Annotated in this window: 15 protein-coding genes and 1 tRNA gene; 12 read left to right on the forward strand and 4 right to left on the reverse strand. The window is 58.7% G+C overall.

Translation table 11 applies throughout. From position 1 onward, the window contains the following. The first annotated feature begins 181 nt into the window (after positions 1-181). Positions 182-1,054 (forward strand): hypothetical protein, encoded by an 873-nt coding sequence (locus tag LOH53_RS16115; protein WP_230068782.1) that lies wholly within the window; start codon positions 182-184, stop codon positions 1,052-1,054. A 154-nt stretch (positions 1,055-1,208) separates the two neighbouring features. Continuing rightward, a complete protein-coding gene (locus LOH53_RS16120) occupies positions 1,209-1,808 on the forward strand; it encodes a recombinase family protein (protein WP_230068783.1) in 600 nt (199 codons plus the stop codon). Between the two features lie 237 nt (positions 1,809-2,045). On the opposite strand, the gene LOH53_RS16125 is transcribed toward LOH53_RS16120, so the two are convergent. Further along, on the reverse strand, positions 2,046-2,462 hold the full coding sequence (locus tag LOH53_RS16125; RefSeq protein WP_230068784.1) for a winged helix-turn-helix transcriptional regulator: 417 nt from the start codon (positions 2,460-2,462) through the stop codon (positions 2,046-2,048). Between the two features lie 130 nt (positions 2,463-2,592). On the opposite strand from LOH53_RS16125, the gene LOH53_RS16130 reads away from it, so the two are divergent. Then, entirely contained in the window at positions 2,593-3,465 is an 873-nt protein-coding gene (locus LOH53_RS16130) for an oxidoreductase (RefSeq protein WP_230068785.1), read from the forward strand. 339 nt (positions 3,466-3,804) lie between these two features. Next, positions 3,805-4,503 (forward strand): DNA alkylation repair protein, encoded by a 699-nt coding sequence (locus LOH53_RS16135; RefSeq protein WP_230068786.1) that lies wholly within the window; start codon positions 3,805-3,807, stop codon positions 4,501-4,503. Here LOH53_RS16135 and mptB (LOH53_RS16140) read toward each other — a convergent pair. Further along, positions 4,487-6,178 carry a polyprenol phosphomannose-dependent alpha 1,6 mannosyltransferase MptB gene (gene mptB, locus LOH53_RS16140; RefSeq protein WP_230068787.1) on the reverse strand — a complete coding sequence of 564 codons (1,692 nt, stop codon included), beginning with the start codon at positions 6,176-6,178 and terminating at the stop codon, positions 4,487-4,489. The two genes, LOH53_RS16135 and mptB (LOH53_RS16140), sit on opposite strands and share 17 nt — an antisense overlap. Before the next feature lie 119 nt (positions 6,179-6,297). Here mptB (LOH53_RS16140) and LOH53_RS16145 point away from each other — a divergent pair, with 119 nt between their 5' ends. Both LOH53_RS16145 and LOH53_RS16150 read left to right on the forward strand, forming a co-directional pair. Continuing rightward, on the forward strand, positions 6,298-7,719 hold the full coding sequence (locus LOH53_RS16145; RefSeq protein WP_230068788.1) for a glycosyltransferase family 87 protein: 1,422 nt from the start codon (positions 6,298-6,300) through the stop codon (positions 7,717-7,719). 76 nt (positions 7,720-7,795) lie between these two features. After that, complete coding sequence (locus LOH53_RS16150; protein WP_230068813.1) at positions 7,796-9,001, forward strand: glycosyltransferase 87 family protein; 1,206 nt, start codon at positions 7,796-7,798, stop codon at positions 8,999-9,001. On the opposite strand, the gene mptB (LOH53_RS16155) is transcribed toward LOH53_RS16150, so the two are convergent. Then, positions 8,998-10,545 carry a polyprenol phosphomannose-dependent alpha 1,6 mannosyltransferase MptB gene (gene mptB, locus LOH53_RS16155; RefSeq protein ID WP_230068789.1) on the reverse strand — a complete coding sequence of 516 codons (1,548 nt, stop codon included), beginning with the start codon at positions 10,543-10,545 and terminating at the stop codon, positions 8,998-9,000. The two genes, LOH53_RS16150 and mptB (LOH53_RS16155), sit on opposite strands and share 4 nt — an antisense overlap. 73 nt (positions 10,546-10,618) lie before the next feature. On the opposite strand from mptB (LOH53_RS16155), the gene orn reads away from it, so the two are divergent. The 6 genes from orn to LOH53_RS16185 all read left to right on the forward strand — a co-directional run bounded on the left by orn (position 10,619) and on the right by LOH53_RS16185 (position 16,372). Continuing rightward, on the forward strand, positions 10,619-11,221 hold the full coding sequence (gene orn, locus LOH53_RS16160) for an oligoribonuclease (RefSeq protein ID WP_230068790.1): 603 nt from the start codon (positions 10,619-10,621) through the stop codon (positions 11,219-11,221). Between the two features lie 169 nt (positions 11,222-11,390). Further along, positions 11,391-11,463, forward strand: a tRNA-His gene (locus tag LOH53_RS16165). Positions 11,464-11,568: 105 nt separating this feature from the next. Beyond that, positions 11,569-12,141: a peptide deformylase gene (gene def / locus LOH53_RS16170; RefSeq protein ID WP_230068791.1), complete on the forward strand. Its 573-nt coding sequence runs from the start codon at positions 11,569-11,571 to the stop codon at positions 12,139-12,141. Positions 12,142-12,307: 166 nt separating this feature from the next. Next, on the forward strand, positions 12,308-13,750 hold the full coding sequence (locus LOH53_RS16175) for a sugar porter family MFS transporter (protein WP_230068792.1): 1,443 nt from the start codon (positions 12,308-12,310) through the stop codon (positions 13,748-13,750). A gap of 29 nt (positions 13,751-13,779) precedes the next feature. Next, positions 13,780-14,643, forward strand: coding sequence for an acyltransferase domain-containing protein (locus LOH53_RS16180; protein WP_230068793.1), 864 nt, complete (start codon positions 13,780-13,782; stop codon positions 14,641-14,643). Between the two features lie 121 nt (positions 14,644-14,764). Then, positions 14,765-16,372, forward strand: coding sequence for a peptide chain release factor 3 (locus LOH53_RS16185; protein ID WP_230068794.1), 1,608 nt, complete (start codon positions 14,765-14,767; stop codon positions 16,370-16,372). Between the two features lie 20 nt (positions 16,373-16,392). Here LOH53_RS16185 and LOH53_RS16190 read toward each other — a convergent pair whose 3' ends face one another. After that, positions 16,393-17,262, reverse strand: a complete 870-nt coding sequence (locus tag LOH53_RS16190) for an HNH endonuclease family protein (protein WP_230068795.1) — start codon at positions 17,260-17,262, stop codon at positions 16,393-16,395. Positions 17,263-17,410 lie beyond the last annotated feature (148 nt).

A 17,410-nucleotide genomic window follows, 5' to 3' on the forward strand; every position in this document is an offset into this window, starting at 1 on the left:
CCCGTAAAAACAAAACGAACTGTCCCAGATCCTTGACACACCTCAGTGTGGCTCAGAACATTCACTGGTCAGCTTGGGAACGGCTACGGACCGCATGGGGCGCGAATGCGGATCCGATATTGAAACGTCATATACGTCGTAAGGGTGGTTCGGTGTGCCGTGCGCGTCTTAGCATCTGGGTATGCCCAATGACCCACGCTCGGAGCCACTGTCTACCCGCGACCTCACACTAATGAGGCAGATCGTCATCGGCATCGTGCCCGAGGCAGAGCGTTTGACGCACCTGTCAGTCGGCCGACCCCCAGGGGCGGAGTCCGCGGCCCTCCAGTTCCTGGAGGACATCGTAAGTCAGTCGACTCCGAAAGACAGCTCGCACAAACGTCATGCTCACCTCGCGATGGGACTCTACACCTTCGCTGCACTCGACCATATGAGAGCATTCGTGCCGCTGCTCAAAACCAAACGCCACATCATGCCGCTGGCGACTTTGACCCGAGGCTCAGTGGAAGCACTCGGCAAAGCCAACTACCTTCTCGACGCCAATTCTGCCAGCGACCTCTTACGGCGACACGTGAGTCTCGCAACCCTAGAACTAGGCAATTCGGTGAAACACAGCGAATTTGCCTACCACGACGGAACGAAGGTGGACGGCAAGGCCTACCTTGAAGGGGTCAAAGATTTGGTGGTGCAGCTGGGGCTCAGCAAACCAGACCAGGTGAACGTGACGGGGCTAACATCGGATTTGCTCAACGAAAGTTCTCCTGGCTCTCCTGGCCGAACATTCTACTCACAGCTCTCAGGGGTAGCACATGGGGAGACTGCCGCGGTGTCAATGTTCATCGCATCTGACCTCAATGAAGGACTCCGATTTGTCCACAAGCGAGATGTTCTTCTCCCGTACGCGGGGATGCTCTTCGCCACGTGCAGACTCGTCTTGGACAAGATGATCGATCATTTCGGGGTCGAGCAGGAGTACTGCAATGGCTGGCGTGGAGTCACGGAGCGAGCCGAGCCATGGATCAAGGAGTTACGAGACTCAGACCCAAACCTATAACAGCGCGACCGCGAGCAGTGTCCCGTAAGCCGGTCCCCCACCGGACACGCCCGCCTCTGAAGTGCTTCGTTGCAATCTTTGGCGGTCGACTGTTCCGTATAGGGTGTTCGATGGCTTGACCGGTGACGGGGCCTTTTATGACACACTGATATACATGCCTAAGATCCTGGTCGGCTACGCCCGCGTGTCTACGGAGGAGCAAGACCTCACCGCGCAGCGTGATGCCCTGGTAGCCCTCGGTGTTGAGCCAGAACGCGTCTATGTTGATCACGGTTTTACTGGTAGGAACAAGAATCGCGCCGGACTTCGCGAAGCCCTCGCCGCCTGCCGGGCCGGAGATACCTTCGTCGTTACCAAGCTTGACCGCCTGGCCCGTTCCGTCCGGGACGCACACGAAATTGCTGACGACCTCGCTAACCGCAAAGTCAAACTCAGCATTGGTGGTTCCGTCCATGACCCAACCGACCCAATGGGCAAACTTCTATTCAACGTTCTGGCGATGATCGCCGAGTTCGAATCCGACCTCATCAGCATGCGCACCCGCGAGGGAATGAAAGTCGCTAAAGCCAATGGACGGCTCCGTGGAAAACAGCCAAAACTCACAGTGAAACAAGAAACCCACCTCCTGGAACTGCACGGTGAAGGAAAATACACCATGGCCGAAATGGCCGAACTATTCTCCATCAGCCGATCCACCATCTACCGGGCAATTGAACGCGGACAACGCAGGGCAGCCGAACCAAAACGCTCCTGAGGATTACACAAATGATTCCTGATGAGCTCACTCAAAGCTATGCATCGGATACTCCCTCCACGATCCCGCCATTCAAAGCGGACTGAGTCACCGATGGGCTCAAACCGGGCAATACTGCACCGCACACGCGCGACCAAACCGCCAAGTGATCATTACTCCTGACACGGACCGTCTGTGAGTTGCCGAACTATTTGGCGCGCCGCTAGGCACGATTGCCGACCTCAAACGATTGGGCGGTCAGTCAAGGCTTCTCTGGCGGTTAGTGAGAACTTCGTTCATATGCGCCTCGGCCCACGATTTCAGGCCTCGAATGGTCTGCTGCAACGAGATCCCTAGCTCGGTCAGCTCGTAAGTCACCGTGACCGGCACGGTCGGCACCGCAGTCCGGGAGACAAGCCCATCGGCCTCCAACGACCGCAGCGTCTGGGTAAGCATCTTTGGGCTGACGCCAGCCAGGGTGCGCGAAAGCTCTGAATAGCGCATCGCCGTCGGCACACCCGTGCAGTCGGGGCCGCTGCCCAGAGCAGCCAGAATCAATGTCACCCACTTGGCAGAGATCCGGTCCAGTAGCTTCTGACTCGGACACACCGCAAGAAACGCGTTGTACTTTGCCTTGCTCTGGGCTCTCTTCTCGGATGCCGTCAGGGTTGCCATTGATTCCTCGTCTCACTCGGTGGGTGACTAACGCACTTCGAAGTGCGTACTTCCGAACCGGAAGCTACTACCCCATACTCGTCTAAGGAGCCGTCGGCACCATCCCCAGTTTCGTGTGAAAGGCATCTTCATGACAAATCTCTCCCCCACGCTTCCCGGAGGCACCTGGAACCTTGGCGACCTCACCGTCTCCCGTTTCGGATACGGTGCCATGCAGCTCGCTGGTCCCTGGGTCATGGGTCCGCCGGCAGATCGAAGTGCGGCACTTGCAGTTCTCCGTGACGCCGTCGAGCTCGGAATCACCCACATTGATACGAGCGACGCCTACGGTCCACGCATCACTAACGAGATCATCAAGGAGGCACTGCACCCGTATCCAGTCCGGCTGAATATCGTCACGAAAGTCGGTGGAAACCGCGACGACCAGGGCGGCTGGCCAACAGCCCGTGAGCCCGACCAACTGCGGAAGCAGATCGGCGAAAACCTCGAATCCCTTGGCCTGAACACACTGGGACTCGTCAACCTTCGCCTCGGTAACGCCGAGGGCACCGTGGCGGGATCGATAGCCGAATCGTTCCAAGCCCTCGTGGACATGCAAGAACAGGGACTGATCCGCCACCTCGGCGTCAGTAACGCCACCCCGGAACAGGTGGCGGAAGCCATGGACATCGCGCCGATCGTCAGCGTACAGAACATGTACAACCTCGCCTTCCGCCAGGACGACGAACTGATCGACTTGCTCAACACACAGGGAATCGCCTACGTGCCCTTCTTCCCCCTCGGTGGCTTCAGCCCACTCCAATCCGCTGCACTCTCCGCGGTCGCATCACGACTGGACACCACACCGATGTCCGTCGCTCTCTCATGGCTGCTGCAGCGCTCACCCAACATCCTGCTGATTCCCGGCACCTCATCGCCCGCGCACCTGCGCGAGAACATTGCCGGCGCTGGGCTCCGGTTCGCCGTCAGCGACATCGCTGAACTCAACACGATCGGACGGTAACCGGCCCTCGGCACATTCGGGCTTACCGCTGACCTAGGCCCGAACATGTCGCCGACAATGTAAGCGCATTACACGAGCCCAGCAAGATCTAGCGCGTCCGTAGAAGACCCGGTTTCCGGACACCTTTGTGCCTTTGGCCAATGACTTGTGGCATGCGCCTTCCAGATCACGCCTTCCAGATCACGCCTTCCGGCACTCGACGCCGGGCATTCGAAACTCCGCACTCGACGCGAAGGAATGCAGTTTCACCCTTGCGGCTAACTACAAACAGTCGTCATGGAGTGAGCCGCTCCACGTGTGAACACCTAGCACCCCTTTGGGGCGGCTACGCTGTTGATGATGATTGCGGACCACGTTCAAGCCAATATGCCGTTTCTTGCCGCGCTGCCTGCCGCCTTGCGGGCGGTTGCCCTACCAGCGAAAGCAGCGGGCATGGCGGCTTACATGAAATCCGCCACGCCTTTCCTTGGCGTCCCCTCCCCCATGGTGCGCGCTACTGTCCGCACTCTCGCCAAGGAACATCCCTTTACCGGCGCAGCCCAGATGAGTGCTACGACCCTCAAGCTATGGGCCGAAGCGCAGTACCGTGAGGAACGCTATGCAGCCATCATGTTGACGGACTCACCCGTGTGTCGCGGGGAAATAGAGTTGCTGCCGTTTTATACCACTGTGATCGAAGAGGGCCAGTGGTGGGACTACGTGGATTCCATAGCGCCCCGCCTGTGCGAACTACTTTTGGCGCACCCCGCCACCATGGAACCGCTACTGCTGGCTTGGAGCCAGCACACGAATATGTGGTTTCGTCGCGCGTCCATCATTGCTCAACTTGCGGCGAAGACTGCCACAAACACCGCCTTGTTGGAGGAACTATTAGTCCCCAATTTGGCAGATCCGCAATTCTTTATCCGCAAAGCCAGCGGGTGGGCTCTGCGGCAATATGCCAGAACTGATCCCGGCTGGGTACTGGACTTCGTGGCGCGCCACAAGAATGCAATCAGCTCGCTGACGTACCGTGAGGCTCTCAAACACCTGATTTAGGTGAATTGTCTAGAGCCTCAGTGCTGGAATCGGAAAGAGCGTCCAGCCTGGCGCGTGACGGGCTGAAAAGCACGCGGGTCTTTCGGTCCCAAAAGATGATCCACACCGCCCCGAAAACTCCGACTCCGATCGCCACGGCACGCACAGCTATCACAGGGATCCACTGAAAGATGCTCAGCTGGTCTGTAAGTGCGATCAAGGTAAAGAACACGCTCAGGTAGTACACGCCGCGCAACGCAACGCCATCTTTGATGCCGGTCATGGCAAAGAACGCCAAGAGCCACAGCATGTACCAGGGCTGGATCATGGGAGCCAAGAGAACCACAGCGGCAAAGGCCCACGCCATCCGGCGAAGGACGAGCTGGCTGTAGGCGCCAGAGTGAGAATCGCTGAACGGCTCCGAAGTGGAATTTGCCACAGCAACGCCGAGGGAACCCTCCCGCGCTCCGGAGCCGCCCTGTACTGTACTTATTTTCCGTACTGGACGTATCCTGGCCAGCGCCAAGGCAACCACCAGCAGAATAGACGCCCCCTGACAGATTCCCTGCAAAACAGCTGTCACGCCGGCGCCTGAACCACCGAACATCGACACTGCGAAGCCCACCGCGTGAGAGAACAACCCCACCGGTGCGTACCAAATCCATACCGCCCCTGGAGTCTGGAGCGCGGCCAGCCAACCAAAGCCCAATCCATTGACCATGCCCATGGCAGCCATCAGTCCCATGGAGATAACCAAGGTCGCACCCCACAACAGAAACTTCTTGCTCCAGCCGGCACGGGAACCGGCCCACAGCAATCCAACGAACGGCAAGGCGATTAAGGTGATGGGCTTAATCGCGATGGACAGCGTGACTAGAACGATCCCCAGAATAGGACGTTTCGCTGACGCATAGTAGATCCCAGCTACCACTAGCCCCAGCATGAGGGAGTCGTTATGGACGCTGGCGATGAAATTGATCAGCAATACCGGATTTAGGACAACTAGCCACAGCGTCCGATCCGGATTCAGGCCATGCCGGGCTGCGAGTTTGGGAATGTAGACAAATAGTAAAACCACGCCCAGCAAACTCGCCAGCCGGAACGGGATCAAGGCCAGCTCAGGGCTACCGTTGGACAGTGCGACGGCGCCTTGCTCCAGCCAGAGCCACACCGGTCCGTAGGGCGTAGGAGCTTCCGTCCACAGGGTGTCCGAGCCAAGGAAGAAGTAGTTGCTCAGGGCCGAAATACCATTTGTATAAGGATTCAGACCCTGTTGCATCAGTCGGCCCTGACCAATGTAGGCGTAGGAGTCACGGCTAAATAGTGGCAAGGCCAACATCATCGGCGCTGCCCACAAAATCAATGCCTTGCGCAAGATCGGGCGCGCCGTGCCATCCCAGGCGCCCAGATGCTGACGCAACCGCAGCCAGGCTCGGAGCATCAGCAACGCACCGATGCATAGCATCACTGTGGTGATGATGACTGCCGCGGGAGTGGTTCGAGCCACGATGAACAATGGTGTTCGGATGAGCGAGGAACTGCTGGCAAGCCAACCAACGCCGAAGGACCCTAAAAGTAACAGGACAGATCCGGCGAATCCTTGCCACACAGCCTTTTGGGCACCAGAATAACGAGCGGGTACCTTAGTTGACACCTGGCTCCTCGTCTCGCGCTGGGCAACATCCGAGCTGCTCAAGCACATACTCCTGATCTCTGGCAGTCATCAGAGTTTTTGCCGTGACCCTTCTGGGGGTCAGCCACACGAGGCTGGATTCGCGGCTGCGCTAATATGTGTAAAGCGCAAGGACTCTGTCCTTGGCATTCTACCCACCCTCGCTTGAGAAGGACCCAACCATCTCCACGGACACATTCTTTGCCGCGCTCGCCCGTTTCAGGGACCACCTCCTGCCGGCACCGGCCCAAGCCTGGTTGAAAACCCCTCGCGGCCTGTGGACCGTCTTCGCTGGCGTCCATCTCTTCTTCCTCATTTTCTCCGCCATACTTTCTTTGCGCGGAGAAGCCTTCAGCGACACCGTCATTTACCGCATTTGGGCAGACGTAGGCTTCGACGAGACGAAGATCACGGGTCCCAGCCCGTGGGTTTACCCCATTTTGGCTTTGATTCCAATGGCCGTGGCCCATATTTTTGGCAACGGTCCTTTCTTTTTCCTCTGGGTCCTGATGATTTCCGCGCTGAATTTTTTGGCGGTAGCAAAGCTCACCAGCTGGGGACGCAAGCCCCAGGCAATCCCGGCAGCGCTCTGGTGGATCTCCTTCACAGCCATCTTGGGCTGGCTTGGCTTCGCCCGCGTGGATGGGTTCACCGCTCCCGTGGTGCTGATCGCCCTCTCCTTGGGTGTGGCACAGCCGTTCTTGGTCTCCTTCATCCTCAGCACAGCAACGTGGGTAAAAGTCTGGCCGGCCGCGATCGTGCTCGCCCTTTTTACCGTGGTGAAGCAAAGGGTCCGGGTGGTGCTGGCAGGTGTACTGGCCACCGCCCTCGTGGTGGTTCTGGCCCTGTCCATGAATTCACTACCGAAGCTGCTGGACTTCTTGCTCCAACAAGGTGACCGTGGCATGCAGCTTGAGGCCACTTTCACAACTCCGTGGCTATGGATGAGCGTGCTGGGCCTGGGTGGGTCCCACATGTACATGAACCAAAACATCAACTCAATGCAGGTCGACGGACCCGGCACGGAACTGATGAGTGTCTTGATGCAGCCGCTGCTGATTGTCGCCGCACTCTTGGTGGCTGGCCTGATCTTCTGGGCATTACACACCGGTAAACGCACCGGCGGCCCTGACCGCACTGGACTACTTCTCCTGGGCGCCCTGGCATTGGCCACCGCATTCGTTGTCTTCAATAAGGTCGGCTCGCCCCAGTTCATGGTCTGGCTGTCCCCCGCTGTCGCCGTGGGGCTAACGCATGATTGGAAGAAGTGGCGTGTTCCAGCCACCATGCTCATCGCCATCGGTGCGCTGACTTTTCTGATTTATCCGCTGTTTTACGACGCACTTTCACACAACAACCCCATCATGGCTGGCGTGCTGACCTTGCGAAATCTGCTGCTCGTAGTCCTGTTCATCTGGGCTGTCAGGCAGTTGGTCCTCACTGGGCGGGAGACAAACCCAACCACAGGCTCACCCACCAAAGGGCTTTTAGCTGCCGAGGAACCCAATGACGCGCAGCCAGCTGCTGCGCAGGTAATTGCGCCCTCCACCGTTGAGGAGTCCTAAGATTTCAACCCCCGTTTTTGACCGGTTCCTCACCTCCGCCACAGCGCTGCGGAACCGTGTCCTTCCCCCCAACGCGGTGTCGTGGTTCCAGACCCGTGCCAGCGTCTGGTGGGGCTTTGCCGCCCTTCACCTGTATTTCATGGCCTGGATGTTCTCTTTCTTCATCCACGGCAACACCTTTAGTGACACCGAGCAGTACCGGGAGTGGGCACAGCTAGGCTACAACCCAGCTATCCTGGGGGACGCCATCAGCCCGTGGGTTTACCCGGTGCTTGCCCAGATCCCCATTTTTGCCGCCAACCTGTTGGGGTCATCGTTGTATCTGCTGGGCTGGATGCTCATTATTACGGCGCTGAACGCCGTGGGCATCTGGTTCCTCCTTCGCGAGCCCCGGGCCCAGCGCGGCGTGGCCCCCGCCTGGTTCTGGCTCTTCTTTACAGTTTTCATGGGCTACCTCAGCTTCGCCCGAGTGGAAGGCATTACCACTTCCATAGTGCTGATCGCCCTGCTGTACGCGGCTCAGCGCCCCGCCGTGGCCGCCGTATTGCTATCTGTGGCGACCTGGATCAAAGTCTGGCCAGCCGCCGTCGTGCTGCCGTTGCTCGTCACCAGCGCGCGAAGGATGCACGTACTACTTGCAGGCATAGTTGTTAGCGCACTCGTGGCCGGTTTCACGCTGTTCTCCGGCGCCGGGGAACACTTGTTTGACTTTGCCGTTAATCAGGGCGAGCGGGGCATGCAGCTTGAAGCGACATTTTCTACACCGTGGGTCTGGTTAAGCGTGTTCGGTATTGGCGGCTCTAAAATCGCGGATAACGTAGCCATCAACTCCACGGAAGTTTACGGACCCGGAGCTGCACTAGCCGCAACACTCATGCAGCCGTTGCTCATCATTGCTGCCGTAGCGGGAACCCTGATCATGCTTTGGGCGCTTCGTCGCGGAGCAGAACGCGAAGAACTGCTGTTGGAAGGCTCTTTGCTGATGGTCACAGCATTCATTGTCTTCAACAAAGTGGGCTCCCCACAGTTCATCATCTGGCTTGCCCCTGTGGTTATTGCCGGGCTGGTTCACAATTGGGAACGTTGGAAAATTCCGGCCACCTTGCTCATGGGGATCGCGGTCACCACGTTTGTGATCTACCCGCTGTTCTACACACCCCTGATTCACGCCAACCCCATCATGGCGGCAGTGCTGAGCATCCGCAACGTGCTCCTGGTGACGCTGCTTATATGGTCTGCGCGGCGCACCGTAGAGCTTGCTCGCAGAGCGGGAACGCGTTAGCCCTTTCGGCGATTGAAAAGCAGTTTGCGGGTGTGGACGTCCAGGAGTAGCAAGTACGCCACCGCACCCAGCGCCACCCCGTACGACAGCGCCCGTGCAGGCACTGGCAGGCTCACAAAATTCCACACAAACACCTGGTCCTGGGCGCCGAAGACAACGAAGAAGCCCACCACCACGTAGAGAACCTTGACCTGCCAGTTGTTCCGGATGCCTGTGGCTGCCAGAAACGGCAGGAACCAGAGCACGTACCAGGGCTGGATGATCGGTGCCAGAAGGACGACGGCGGCAAAGGCGTACGCCATACGCCGCACCACCCGTTTTGGGTCACCAAAGAGGACCAACCACGCCGCGAGGAACATGCTGGCAACCGTCAGCAGAGTCCTGAACCCTGACTCCACGAAGCTCCCATCCAGACCCACTGCGCTGGCAAATCCCCCGACCATCTGGCCGCCGAAGCCAGACGGCGAATAGCCGGTGTAACCCGGAGTGCCATCCAGTAGTGCCCAAGTCCAGCCGAATCCAAGTCCGTGCGGCAATCCACCCAAAAAGAGTAATGCCGTACTGATGCCCAAGGTGGCTGCCCAACACGCAAATTTCCGTCCCCAGCCAGCCTTTGAACCAGCCCATAGCAATCCGATGAAAGGCAAGAGGACGATCGTGATGGGTTTGACGGCGATGGATGCCGTAACGAGAACTATGCCCAACAGCGGCCGTTTCACCGCCGCGAAGTAGGTACCGGCAACAGCCAAACCGACCATGAGGGCATCATTGTGAGCACTGGCGATGAAGGAAATCAAGAATAGTGGGTTGGCTGCGGTCAGCCATAACGCCCTAGCGCCGTTAATACCGTGCAGTTGGGCCAATTTGGGCAGATAGTAAACGCACAAGGCAACGCCCACACACGCGAGCAGGCGGAAAAGCAGGACCGAATAATCCGGTTGCGCCCCCGTTAGACCCACCACGCCACGGCTGAGCCACAAAAATAGGGGCCCGTAGGGGGTCCTATTTTCGGCCCAGGACGGGTCGGTGCCCAGCATGAACCAGTTATTGAGCGCAGAGATTCCTTGCACATAGGGATTCATGTTTTCCGCCATGAGCCGTCCCTGGCCGGTGTAGGCATAGACGTCGCGGGAAAAAATGGGCACCGTCAAGATCAGTGGAGCGCCCCACAGACAAATGGCCCGCACCACTTGGCCCAAGGAACCAGGCCCCCATCCGGCGAGCCGTTGGCCCAGCCGCAGCCAGGACCGCAATAAAACCATGACACCGAGAGTGAGCAGGATTGTGGAGATCATGACGCCATTGCCCTGCGTCCGCAGGGCAATGACCAGAGGGTGGCGGATCATCGGTGAGCCATTGGCGATCCAACCAACACCGACGGAGCCCACCAAGACAAACAATGAGCCCACGAAGCCTTCAAGCAAAGCTATCCAAGGACGGTAACCCTTAACCACCACTGAAGCCGCGGCGCGCGGTAGGGCGCTCACGGGCAGTCTCCGGCCGGCGTCGAACTGATGGGGATCCCCTTTTGGATGGTGAGTCATTGCCACACAAACGGTGGTCTTAAGATTTTACCAGCGCAGAGTGGGAGATGCCTGTTCGCGGTACATTGGACGGGTGCCTATTACTAATGAACGCATTGTGTGGATTGATTGTGAGATGACAGGCCTAGACGCCGTCAACGATGCCCTGATCGAGGTGGCAGTGCTCGTGACGGACTCTGAGCTGAACATTCTCGGTGAGGGCGTGGACGTTGTGATCAAGCCGTCCGCGGAAGCTTTGGCCCAGATGGGCGACTTTGTGCGCAACATGCACACCACGTCCGGACTCCTTGAGGAACTCGACGGCGGGACCACCATGGAAGATGCGCAGACGCAAGTGCTTGACTACATCAGAGCGCACGTCCCGCAACCAAATAAGGCCCCCTTGGCAGGAAACTCCATCGGCACCGACAAAGTATTCCTTGCCCGGGACATGCCCGAATTGGTGGAACACCTGCACTACCGCGTGATCGATGTCTCCACTATCAAAGAGTTGGCCCGACGCTGGTACGCCCGCTCCTATTTCCAGTCCCCCGCCAAAACCGGCGGTCACCGCGCACTCGGAGACATCAAGGACAGCATCACAGAACTCAAGTACTACCGGAAGGCGGTTTTCGTGCCAGCACCAGGCCCCGATTCCGCCACCGCCAAAAAAATCGCAGCCTCCTTCACCGAGTAATTTTCGCCCAACCTCACGAGCCACCCGGCATCTCAAAGCGATCTATCTCACAAAAAATGTGTTTTTCTGTTTTTTGGTCACGAGCACTCGATCAACCGGGTAGACTAGTCGTCGTTGCCCAAAGCGCAAAGCCCGCCCTTTCGCGGGACTTGCCCGACGGTAACGCATGGTGGGATTAGCTCAGTTGGCAGAGCGCCTGGTTGTGGTCCAGGAGGTCGCGGGTTCAACCCCCGTATCTCACCCCTTGGTGTTTCATCGAAAACACGAAACACCCCGGTCATTGGACCGGGGTGTTTTTCATTCCCGGAGCGTTAGCAACCCGGCAGAGAACCGGACAAGGACCCACTATGACGATCCTCCCCGTGACCATTCTGGGCGAGCCCGTGCTACATCGGCGCGCCGATGAGGTAACGAGCTTTGATGCCTCGCTAGCCACCCTCGTGACGGACATGTACCAGACCATGGATGCCGCCAACGGTGTAGGTCTTGCGGCACCTCAGATCGGTGTTGGCTTGCGCGTCTTCACGTACCGGATGGAGAACGACGACGGCGTTCCCAGCCAAGGCGTCCTGGTGAACCCCACCCTGACCGTGGGCAAAATTTCAGGCAAAACCCCTGACCCCGATGACGAAGTCGAAGGGTGTCTCTCAGTTCCAGGAATTGATTTCCCACTCAAGCGCGCCGATTGGGTGCATGTGCGAGGGTTTGATGCCGACGGCAATCCCCTTGATTTTGAGGCCACAGGCTGGTTTGCCCGATGCATGCAGCACGAATACGACCACCTGGACGGCAAGTTGTATGTGGACCGACTCAACGACCGCTATGCCCGCAAAGCGAAACGGGCGAAAAAGGAACTGGGCTGGGGCGTGCCGGGTCTCACGTGGATGCCCGGCGTTGATCCGGACCCATTCGGCCACTAACAATCCTTAGCTGGCAAGTTTTCCTCCTGAAAAGCCACGTTGAAGAACATGTGGACACCAACAGGAGTAGCGTGGCACTACGGATTTTGATCGCTGGCGCCATGAACTGCTCCGAATGATTTTGAAAAGGCCACATTGAGCTCAATGCGGTCGCGAAGGGGAATGTATGTCCAAGCTCGACCCCACAGCAGAAGGCGCCGTACCGGGGATATCCCGGAAAGTGATAGGCCTGGCTATCGCCGGCGCAGTGGGAGGTTTTCTCTTCGGCTTTGATTCCTCGGTAGTCAACGGCGCAGTTGACGCCATCTCCAAGAATTTCGGTCTCGGAGAGGCCCTGACTGGTTTCACCATCGCCGTCGCCTTGCTCGGGTGCGCACTAGGCGCCTACCTTGCCGGGCGAATCGCCGATGCCAAGGGACGACTGCCAGCCATGAAGCTTGGCGCTGCTCTCTTTCTCGTCAGTGCACTGGGAACCGGGCTAGCGTTTTCCGTGGTTGACCTGATCTTCTGGCGTCTAGTAGGCGGACTGGGCATTGGCCTGGCTTCCGTCATTGCACCGGCGTACATTTCTGAGATTTCCCCCCGGCGTCACCGTGGCCGGCTGGCTTCGCTGCAACAACTTGCCATCACTGTTGGTATCTTCGCTGCCCTGCTCTCAGATGCTCTGTTCTCCAATGCCGCAGGCGGTGCACTCAATGAGCTGTGGCTTGGACTTCCTGCCTGGCGCTGGATGTTCCTGGCCGGAGTCGTTCCGGCCATTGCCTACGGATGGATCGCCTTTGTGCTCCCGGAGTCCCCCCGCTTCCTGGTTTTGAAGGGCAAGGAGGATCAGGCCAGGGAGATATTTCAATCGATCGCGCCGAATGAGGATCCGGATCGAAGCGTTCGCGACATCAAGGACGCCGTCAAAGCTGATTCCTTAGCTGCCCGGAAAGGATCACTGCGAGGAAGTCGTTTTGGTCTGATGCCTGTGGTCTGGATTGGCATCATCCTCTCCGTACTCCAGCAGTTTGTTGGCATTAACGTCATCTTCTATTACTCCACCACGCTGTGGAAGGCCGTGGGCTTCCAAGAAAGCGATTCTCTGACCATCTCCGTCGTCACGGCGATCGTCAATATCCTCGTCACCTTGGTAGCCATCGCCTTAGTGGATAGGATCGGCCGCCGGCCCATCCTGCTCACCGGTTCCATTGGAATGGCAGTTTCCCTGGGAACCATGGCACTGGCCTTCGCCTCATCCACAGGTTCCGGGAATGACATCAGTTTGCCCGGCGCTTGGGGACCAGTCGCCCTGGTTGCAGCAAACGTCTTTGTCATCAGCTTCGGCGCGTCCTGGGGCCCACTGGTGTGGGTACTTCTTGGTGAAATCTTCCCGTCTCGCATCCGCGCCCGGGCATTGGGTCTGGCTGCTGCGGCTCAGTGGATCGCCAACTTCTTGATCACTCTAACCTTCCCCATCATGGCGGCAGCATCCCTGCCCCTCACTTATGGCATGTACGCCCTGTTCGCGGCGGCGTCGTTCTTCTTTGTCCTGACTAAGGTCCCGGAAACCAACGGAATGTCCTTGGAACAGGCGGAAACTCTGTTCGTGAAAAAGCCAAAAAAGTGACAACTCCATGTGTTCGCTAAACTAGAACTATGATTCCCAGCACAGCGTTGAGCCCGGAGACCATCTTTGACTATCTGGACGTTGGCGAGGAAGACCGGGCCTCGTGCCTTGAACTGTTGGAGGCACAAATCAGTCCGGCCGCCTCCGCCGTTCAGGATTACTTACTGGCAGCGTTGGGCAATCCCTCAGATTCGCCCACGCCCGATGTAGACGTCGACGGGACTCCCGCCACGGAAATCCAGTGGCTGGAAGCAATGATTCGCTTTGTCCCCGCGCTGCAGCAGTGGCATGCGGAAAGGGATATTCCGGACGCCGTCACCCGCGACACACTGGCCGATTTTGGCCGGCATTTGCGCATCAACCGACGCGTACACGGCCGTTTCGGCATGGACACATATAAGTGGCTCAGTCACCACTTTGCTGGCCGCATCTTCCAATTGGGCCGTTTGCAATACATGCTCCACCAGCCCTCTACCGATATTCCGGGCGTTGAGGCGGACGAATGGGTGCTGGGGATCCACATCCCAGAAGGTGGCGGACTCGGGATGCATTTGGTCACTGAAAGTCTGGCGCAGGCGCGGCGTTTCTTTGCCGCCCACTTCCCCGAACACCCGCTCACCACCGCAAACTGTGAGTCGTGGCTGCTAGATCCCTATTTGGCCGAACATATTGATCCGGAATCCAACATTGCCCGTTTTGCGGCCCTCTTCACGCCGTACGGGGCACCCCGCGATGAGGCGACTGACGCCGTGTACTTCACCTTCCGCACCCGCAGCATGGAACACTTGGATCTGCTCCCCCGTACTACGGCCCTCCAGCAGTTGGTGCTCGGGCGCATCGAGGCCGGCGGGATCTGGCAGGTAGGCACAGCCTTCCTACGCCTGCCCCACTAAGTCCTTCGAACTGGCACCGGTACCGCACTGCGCTAAACTGAAGAGTTGGCAATTCCGCCCGCGCTTCGAGCCCATGCACCCGCCAACCTTGAACTTCCCACCCCGGTAAGAAAGTAGTCCTGTGTCCCACACGGCCCAGTCCCCCGTCCACGCTACCGACATTCCCGGCCAAGCCGGCCGCCGTCGCACTTTCGCCGTCATCTCACACCCGGATGCCGGCAAGTCAACGCTGACGGAAGCTCTAGCGCTGCACGCGAAGGTTATTGGTACCGCTGGCGCCACCAACGGCAAATCAAACCGGAAGGACACAGTCTCCGACTGGCAGCAGATGGAAAAGGACCGTGGCATCTCCATCAGTTCCGCTGCCCTGCAATTCTCCTACCGGGATACCGTCATCAACTTGCTGGATACTCCTGGCCACGCTGACTTCTCCGAGGACACCTACCGGGTGCTGGCGGCTGTTGATTGCGCAGTGATGCTGGTAGACGCTGGTAAAGGCCTGGAAACCCAGACCATGAAGCTTTTTGAAGTCTGCCGCCAGCGCAATCTTCCCATCATCACCGTCATCAACAAGTGGGACCGTCCAGGGCTAGATCCCTTGGAACTGATGGATGAAATCACCGAACGCACCGGACTGCGACCCATGCCGTTGACGTGGGCCATCGGCATCGCCGGTGATTTCCGCGGCGTCTGGGATATCCAGCGTAAAGAATTTGCCAAGTTTTCCCGCAACAGCGCTGGCGCCCACATTGCGCTGACGGAGTACCTCACCCCCGAGGCAGCCGCCGTGTCTGAGGGTATTGCCTGGCAAGATTCCATTGACGAGGCCTCACTAGTGGTCGATCCTGACGCGCCACTGGACCTCGAAGCGTTCTACGCTGGTAAAGCCACTCCACTCTTGTTTTCCTCCGCCGCTTTGAACTTTGGGGTCAAGCAAATCCTCGACGCCTTGGTGGACTACGCGCCCCCGGCTGCGCCCCGTCACGATGTCACCGGCGGGACCCGTCCCGTGGATGCGCCATTCTCCGGCTTCGTTTTCAAGGTTCAGGCAGGCATGAATCAAGCACACCGTGACCACGTGGCGTTCATCCGTGTCTGCTCGGGCATGTTTGAGCGCGGCATGGTGGTCACCCAGGGCCGCACTGGGAAATCCTTTGCCACCAAATACGCCCAACAGGTGTTTGGCCGTGAGCGAGAGGTGATCGACACCGCGTTCCCTGGCGACGTCGTCGGCCTGGTCAATGCCTCTGCATTGCGCGTGGGAGATAGTTTGTTCGTGCAGGACGCCGTTGAGTACCCTGCCATCCCGCTCTTCGCACCCGAGCATTTCCAGGTGGCGCGCTCCAAGGACCCCAGCAAATACAAGCAGTTCCGTCGCGGGATCGAACAGCTCGAACACGAAGGCGTCATCCAGGTGCTGCGCTCGGATCTGCGCGGGGACCAGGCACCGGTGCTCGCCGCCGTTGGCCCCATGCAGTTCGAGGTGGTTGAAGACCGTATGCACCATGACTTCAACGCCCCCATGCGCTTGGAACGCTTGTCATACTCTCTCGCAAGATTGACGACGGCGGACGCTGCAGCCACGTTGAACACTGTCCATGGCGCTGAAGTGCTGGAGCGCAGTGACGGAGAATTCCTCGCGCTGTTCAACGATATTTGGGCCATGCGGCGGGTAGAAAAGAACCACCCAGATTTGTCTTTGACGGAAATCGGCACGTCCATGAAGTAGCAACCACCCTGGCAGGTCCCTTATGGCGCATAGCCAGAGGCGAGAATCTTCTCTTCCGGGCATGCACTGAGAATTCTTTCCATGGCGTCGTGTTCATCCTTGGTGACCCACAGCTGGTACGCCACCTTGACCGAAATCTGCCGGGCCACATATCGACAGCGAAAGCTCTTGTTGGGCGGCAGCCACGTGGCGGCGTCTGCGTCCGACTTCTCCTGGTTGGCTGGACCGTCCACAGCCAGTAGATTCAGCGGGTCATTGGCGAGACTTTGACGCTGGATCTCCGTGAGTTTTTGCGCTCCTGTGACCCACGCGTTGCCCAAAGCCACCACGTGATCTATCTGCAACGCCGCACTTGACTGCCCGCCACGCGTGAACGTGAGATCGTGGCCTGTATAGGGCTCGTGCATGGTTCCGCCCTGAATCAGGCACAACGACCCGATGACATAGCGCAGTTCCTTGAGGTCGCGGCGCAAGATGTCATTGCGGGTGTCGCAGCCGTTCGTATCGACATCCAGCCATGCTTCGCCAAAGACGCTTCGCTCGTACCCGGTAGCCGGAGCCCGGCCTTTCACGGGCAGGGTAGCCAGGGCAGCCAATGCGGTGGCAGTGCCCACGCGAAACACAGGCTGGCCGAGCCCGGGGACCGGCGTAGTCACCGTTGGAGGCGGCCCGGCATCTGGCTCGAAAGGCCATCTGCCGCTGGCGTGCAACCAGCCAGCTACAGCGATGAGCAGGAGCACAAACAACGCGGCCGCGGCCATCAACAGCTTACGCATCGGATTTGCCGTGGAAGATGGGCCCGCTGTGTTCTTCTGGGCAGCCCGGTCCCTGTGGAAGTTGGCGGTACGCCCTTTTACGGAGCCTGTTTCGTTCACGGCGTGCCCGCCCATGGCCAACTCCCTCCGCTTAGCGTGGCCGGATCATGCTCAGAGTCTAGGCTCGCCGCCAGAATCATGCAGGAAGTTTTCCACACCCCCAAGATCCGTGGACTATTTATCTGGGCGTTTGCAGCTCCGACAAAGCGCTTCTCATGCTCAC

It is taken from the genome of Arthrobacter cryoconiti, from assembly GCF_020905375.1.
GTDB classification, from domain to species: Bacteria; Actinomycetota; Actinomycetes; order Actinomycetales; family Micrococcaceae; genus Specibacter; species Specibacter cryoconiti.

Bases quoted from the DNA above. Each gene is read 5' to 3' on its own strand.
- LOH53_RS16115 (WP_230068782.1), top strand. From the start codon at position 182: ATGCCCAATGACCCACGCTCGGAGCCACTGTCTACCCGCGACCTCACA.
- LOH53_RS16120 (WP_230068783.1), top strand. From the start codon at position 1,209: ATGCCTAAGATCCTGGTCGGCTACGCCCGCGTGTCTACGGAGGAGCAA.
- LOH53_RS16125 (WP_230068784.1), bottom strand. From the start codon at position 2,462: ATGGCAACCCTGACGGCATCCGAGAAGAGAGCCCAGAGCAAGGCAAAG.
- LOH53_RS16130 (WP_230068785.1), top strand. From the start codon at position 2,593: ATGACAAATCTCTCCCCCACGCTTCCCGGAGGCACCTGGAACCTTGGC.
- LOH53_RS16135 (WP_230068786.1), top strand. From the start codon at position 3,805: ATGATTGCGGACCACGTTCAAGCCAATATGCCGTTTCTTGCCGCGCTG.
- mptB (WP_230068789.1), bottom strand. From the start codon at position 10,545: ATGACTCACCATCCAAAAGGGGATCCCCATCAGTTCGACGCCGGCCGG.
- def (WP_230068791.1), top strand. From the start codon at position 11,569: ATGACGATCCTCCCCGTGACCATTCTGGGCGAGCCCGTGCTACATCGG.
- LOH53_RS16175 (WP_230068792.1), top strand. From the start codon at position 12,308: ATGTCCAAGCTCGACCCCACAGCAGAAGGCGCCGTACCGGGGATATCC.
- LOH53_RS16180 (WP_230068793.1), top strand. From the start codon at position 13,780: ATGATTCCCAGCACAGCGTTGAGCCCGGAGACCATCTTTGACTATCTG.
- LOH53_RS16190 (WP_230068795.1), bottom strand. From the start codon at position 17,262: ATGGGCGGGCACGCCGTGAACGAAACAGGCTCCGTAAAAGGGCGTACC.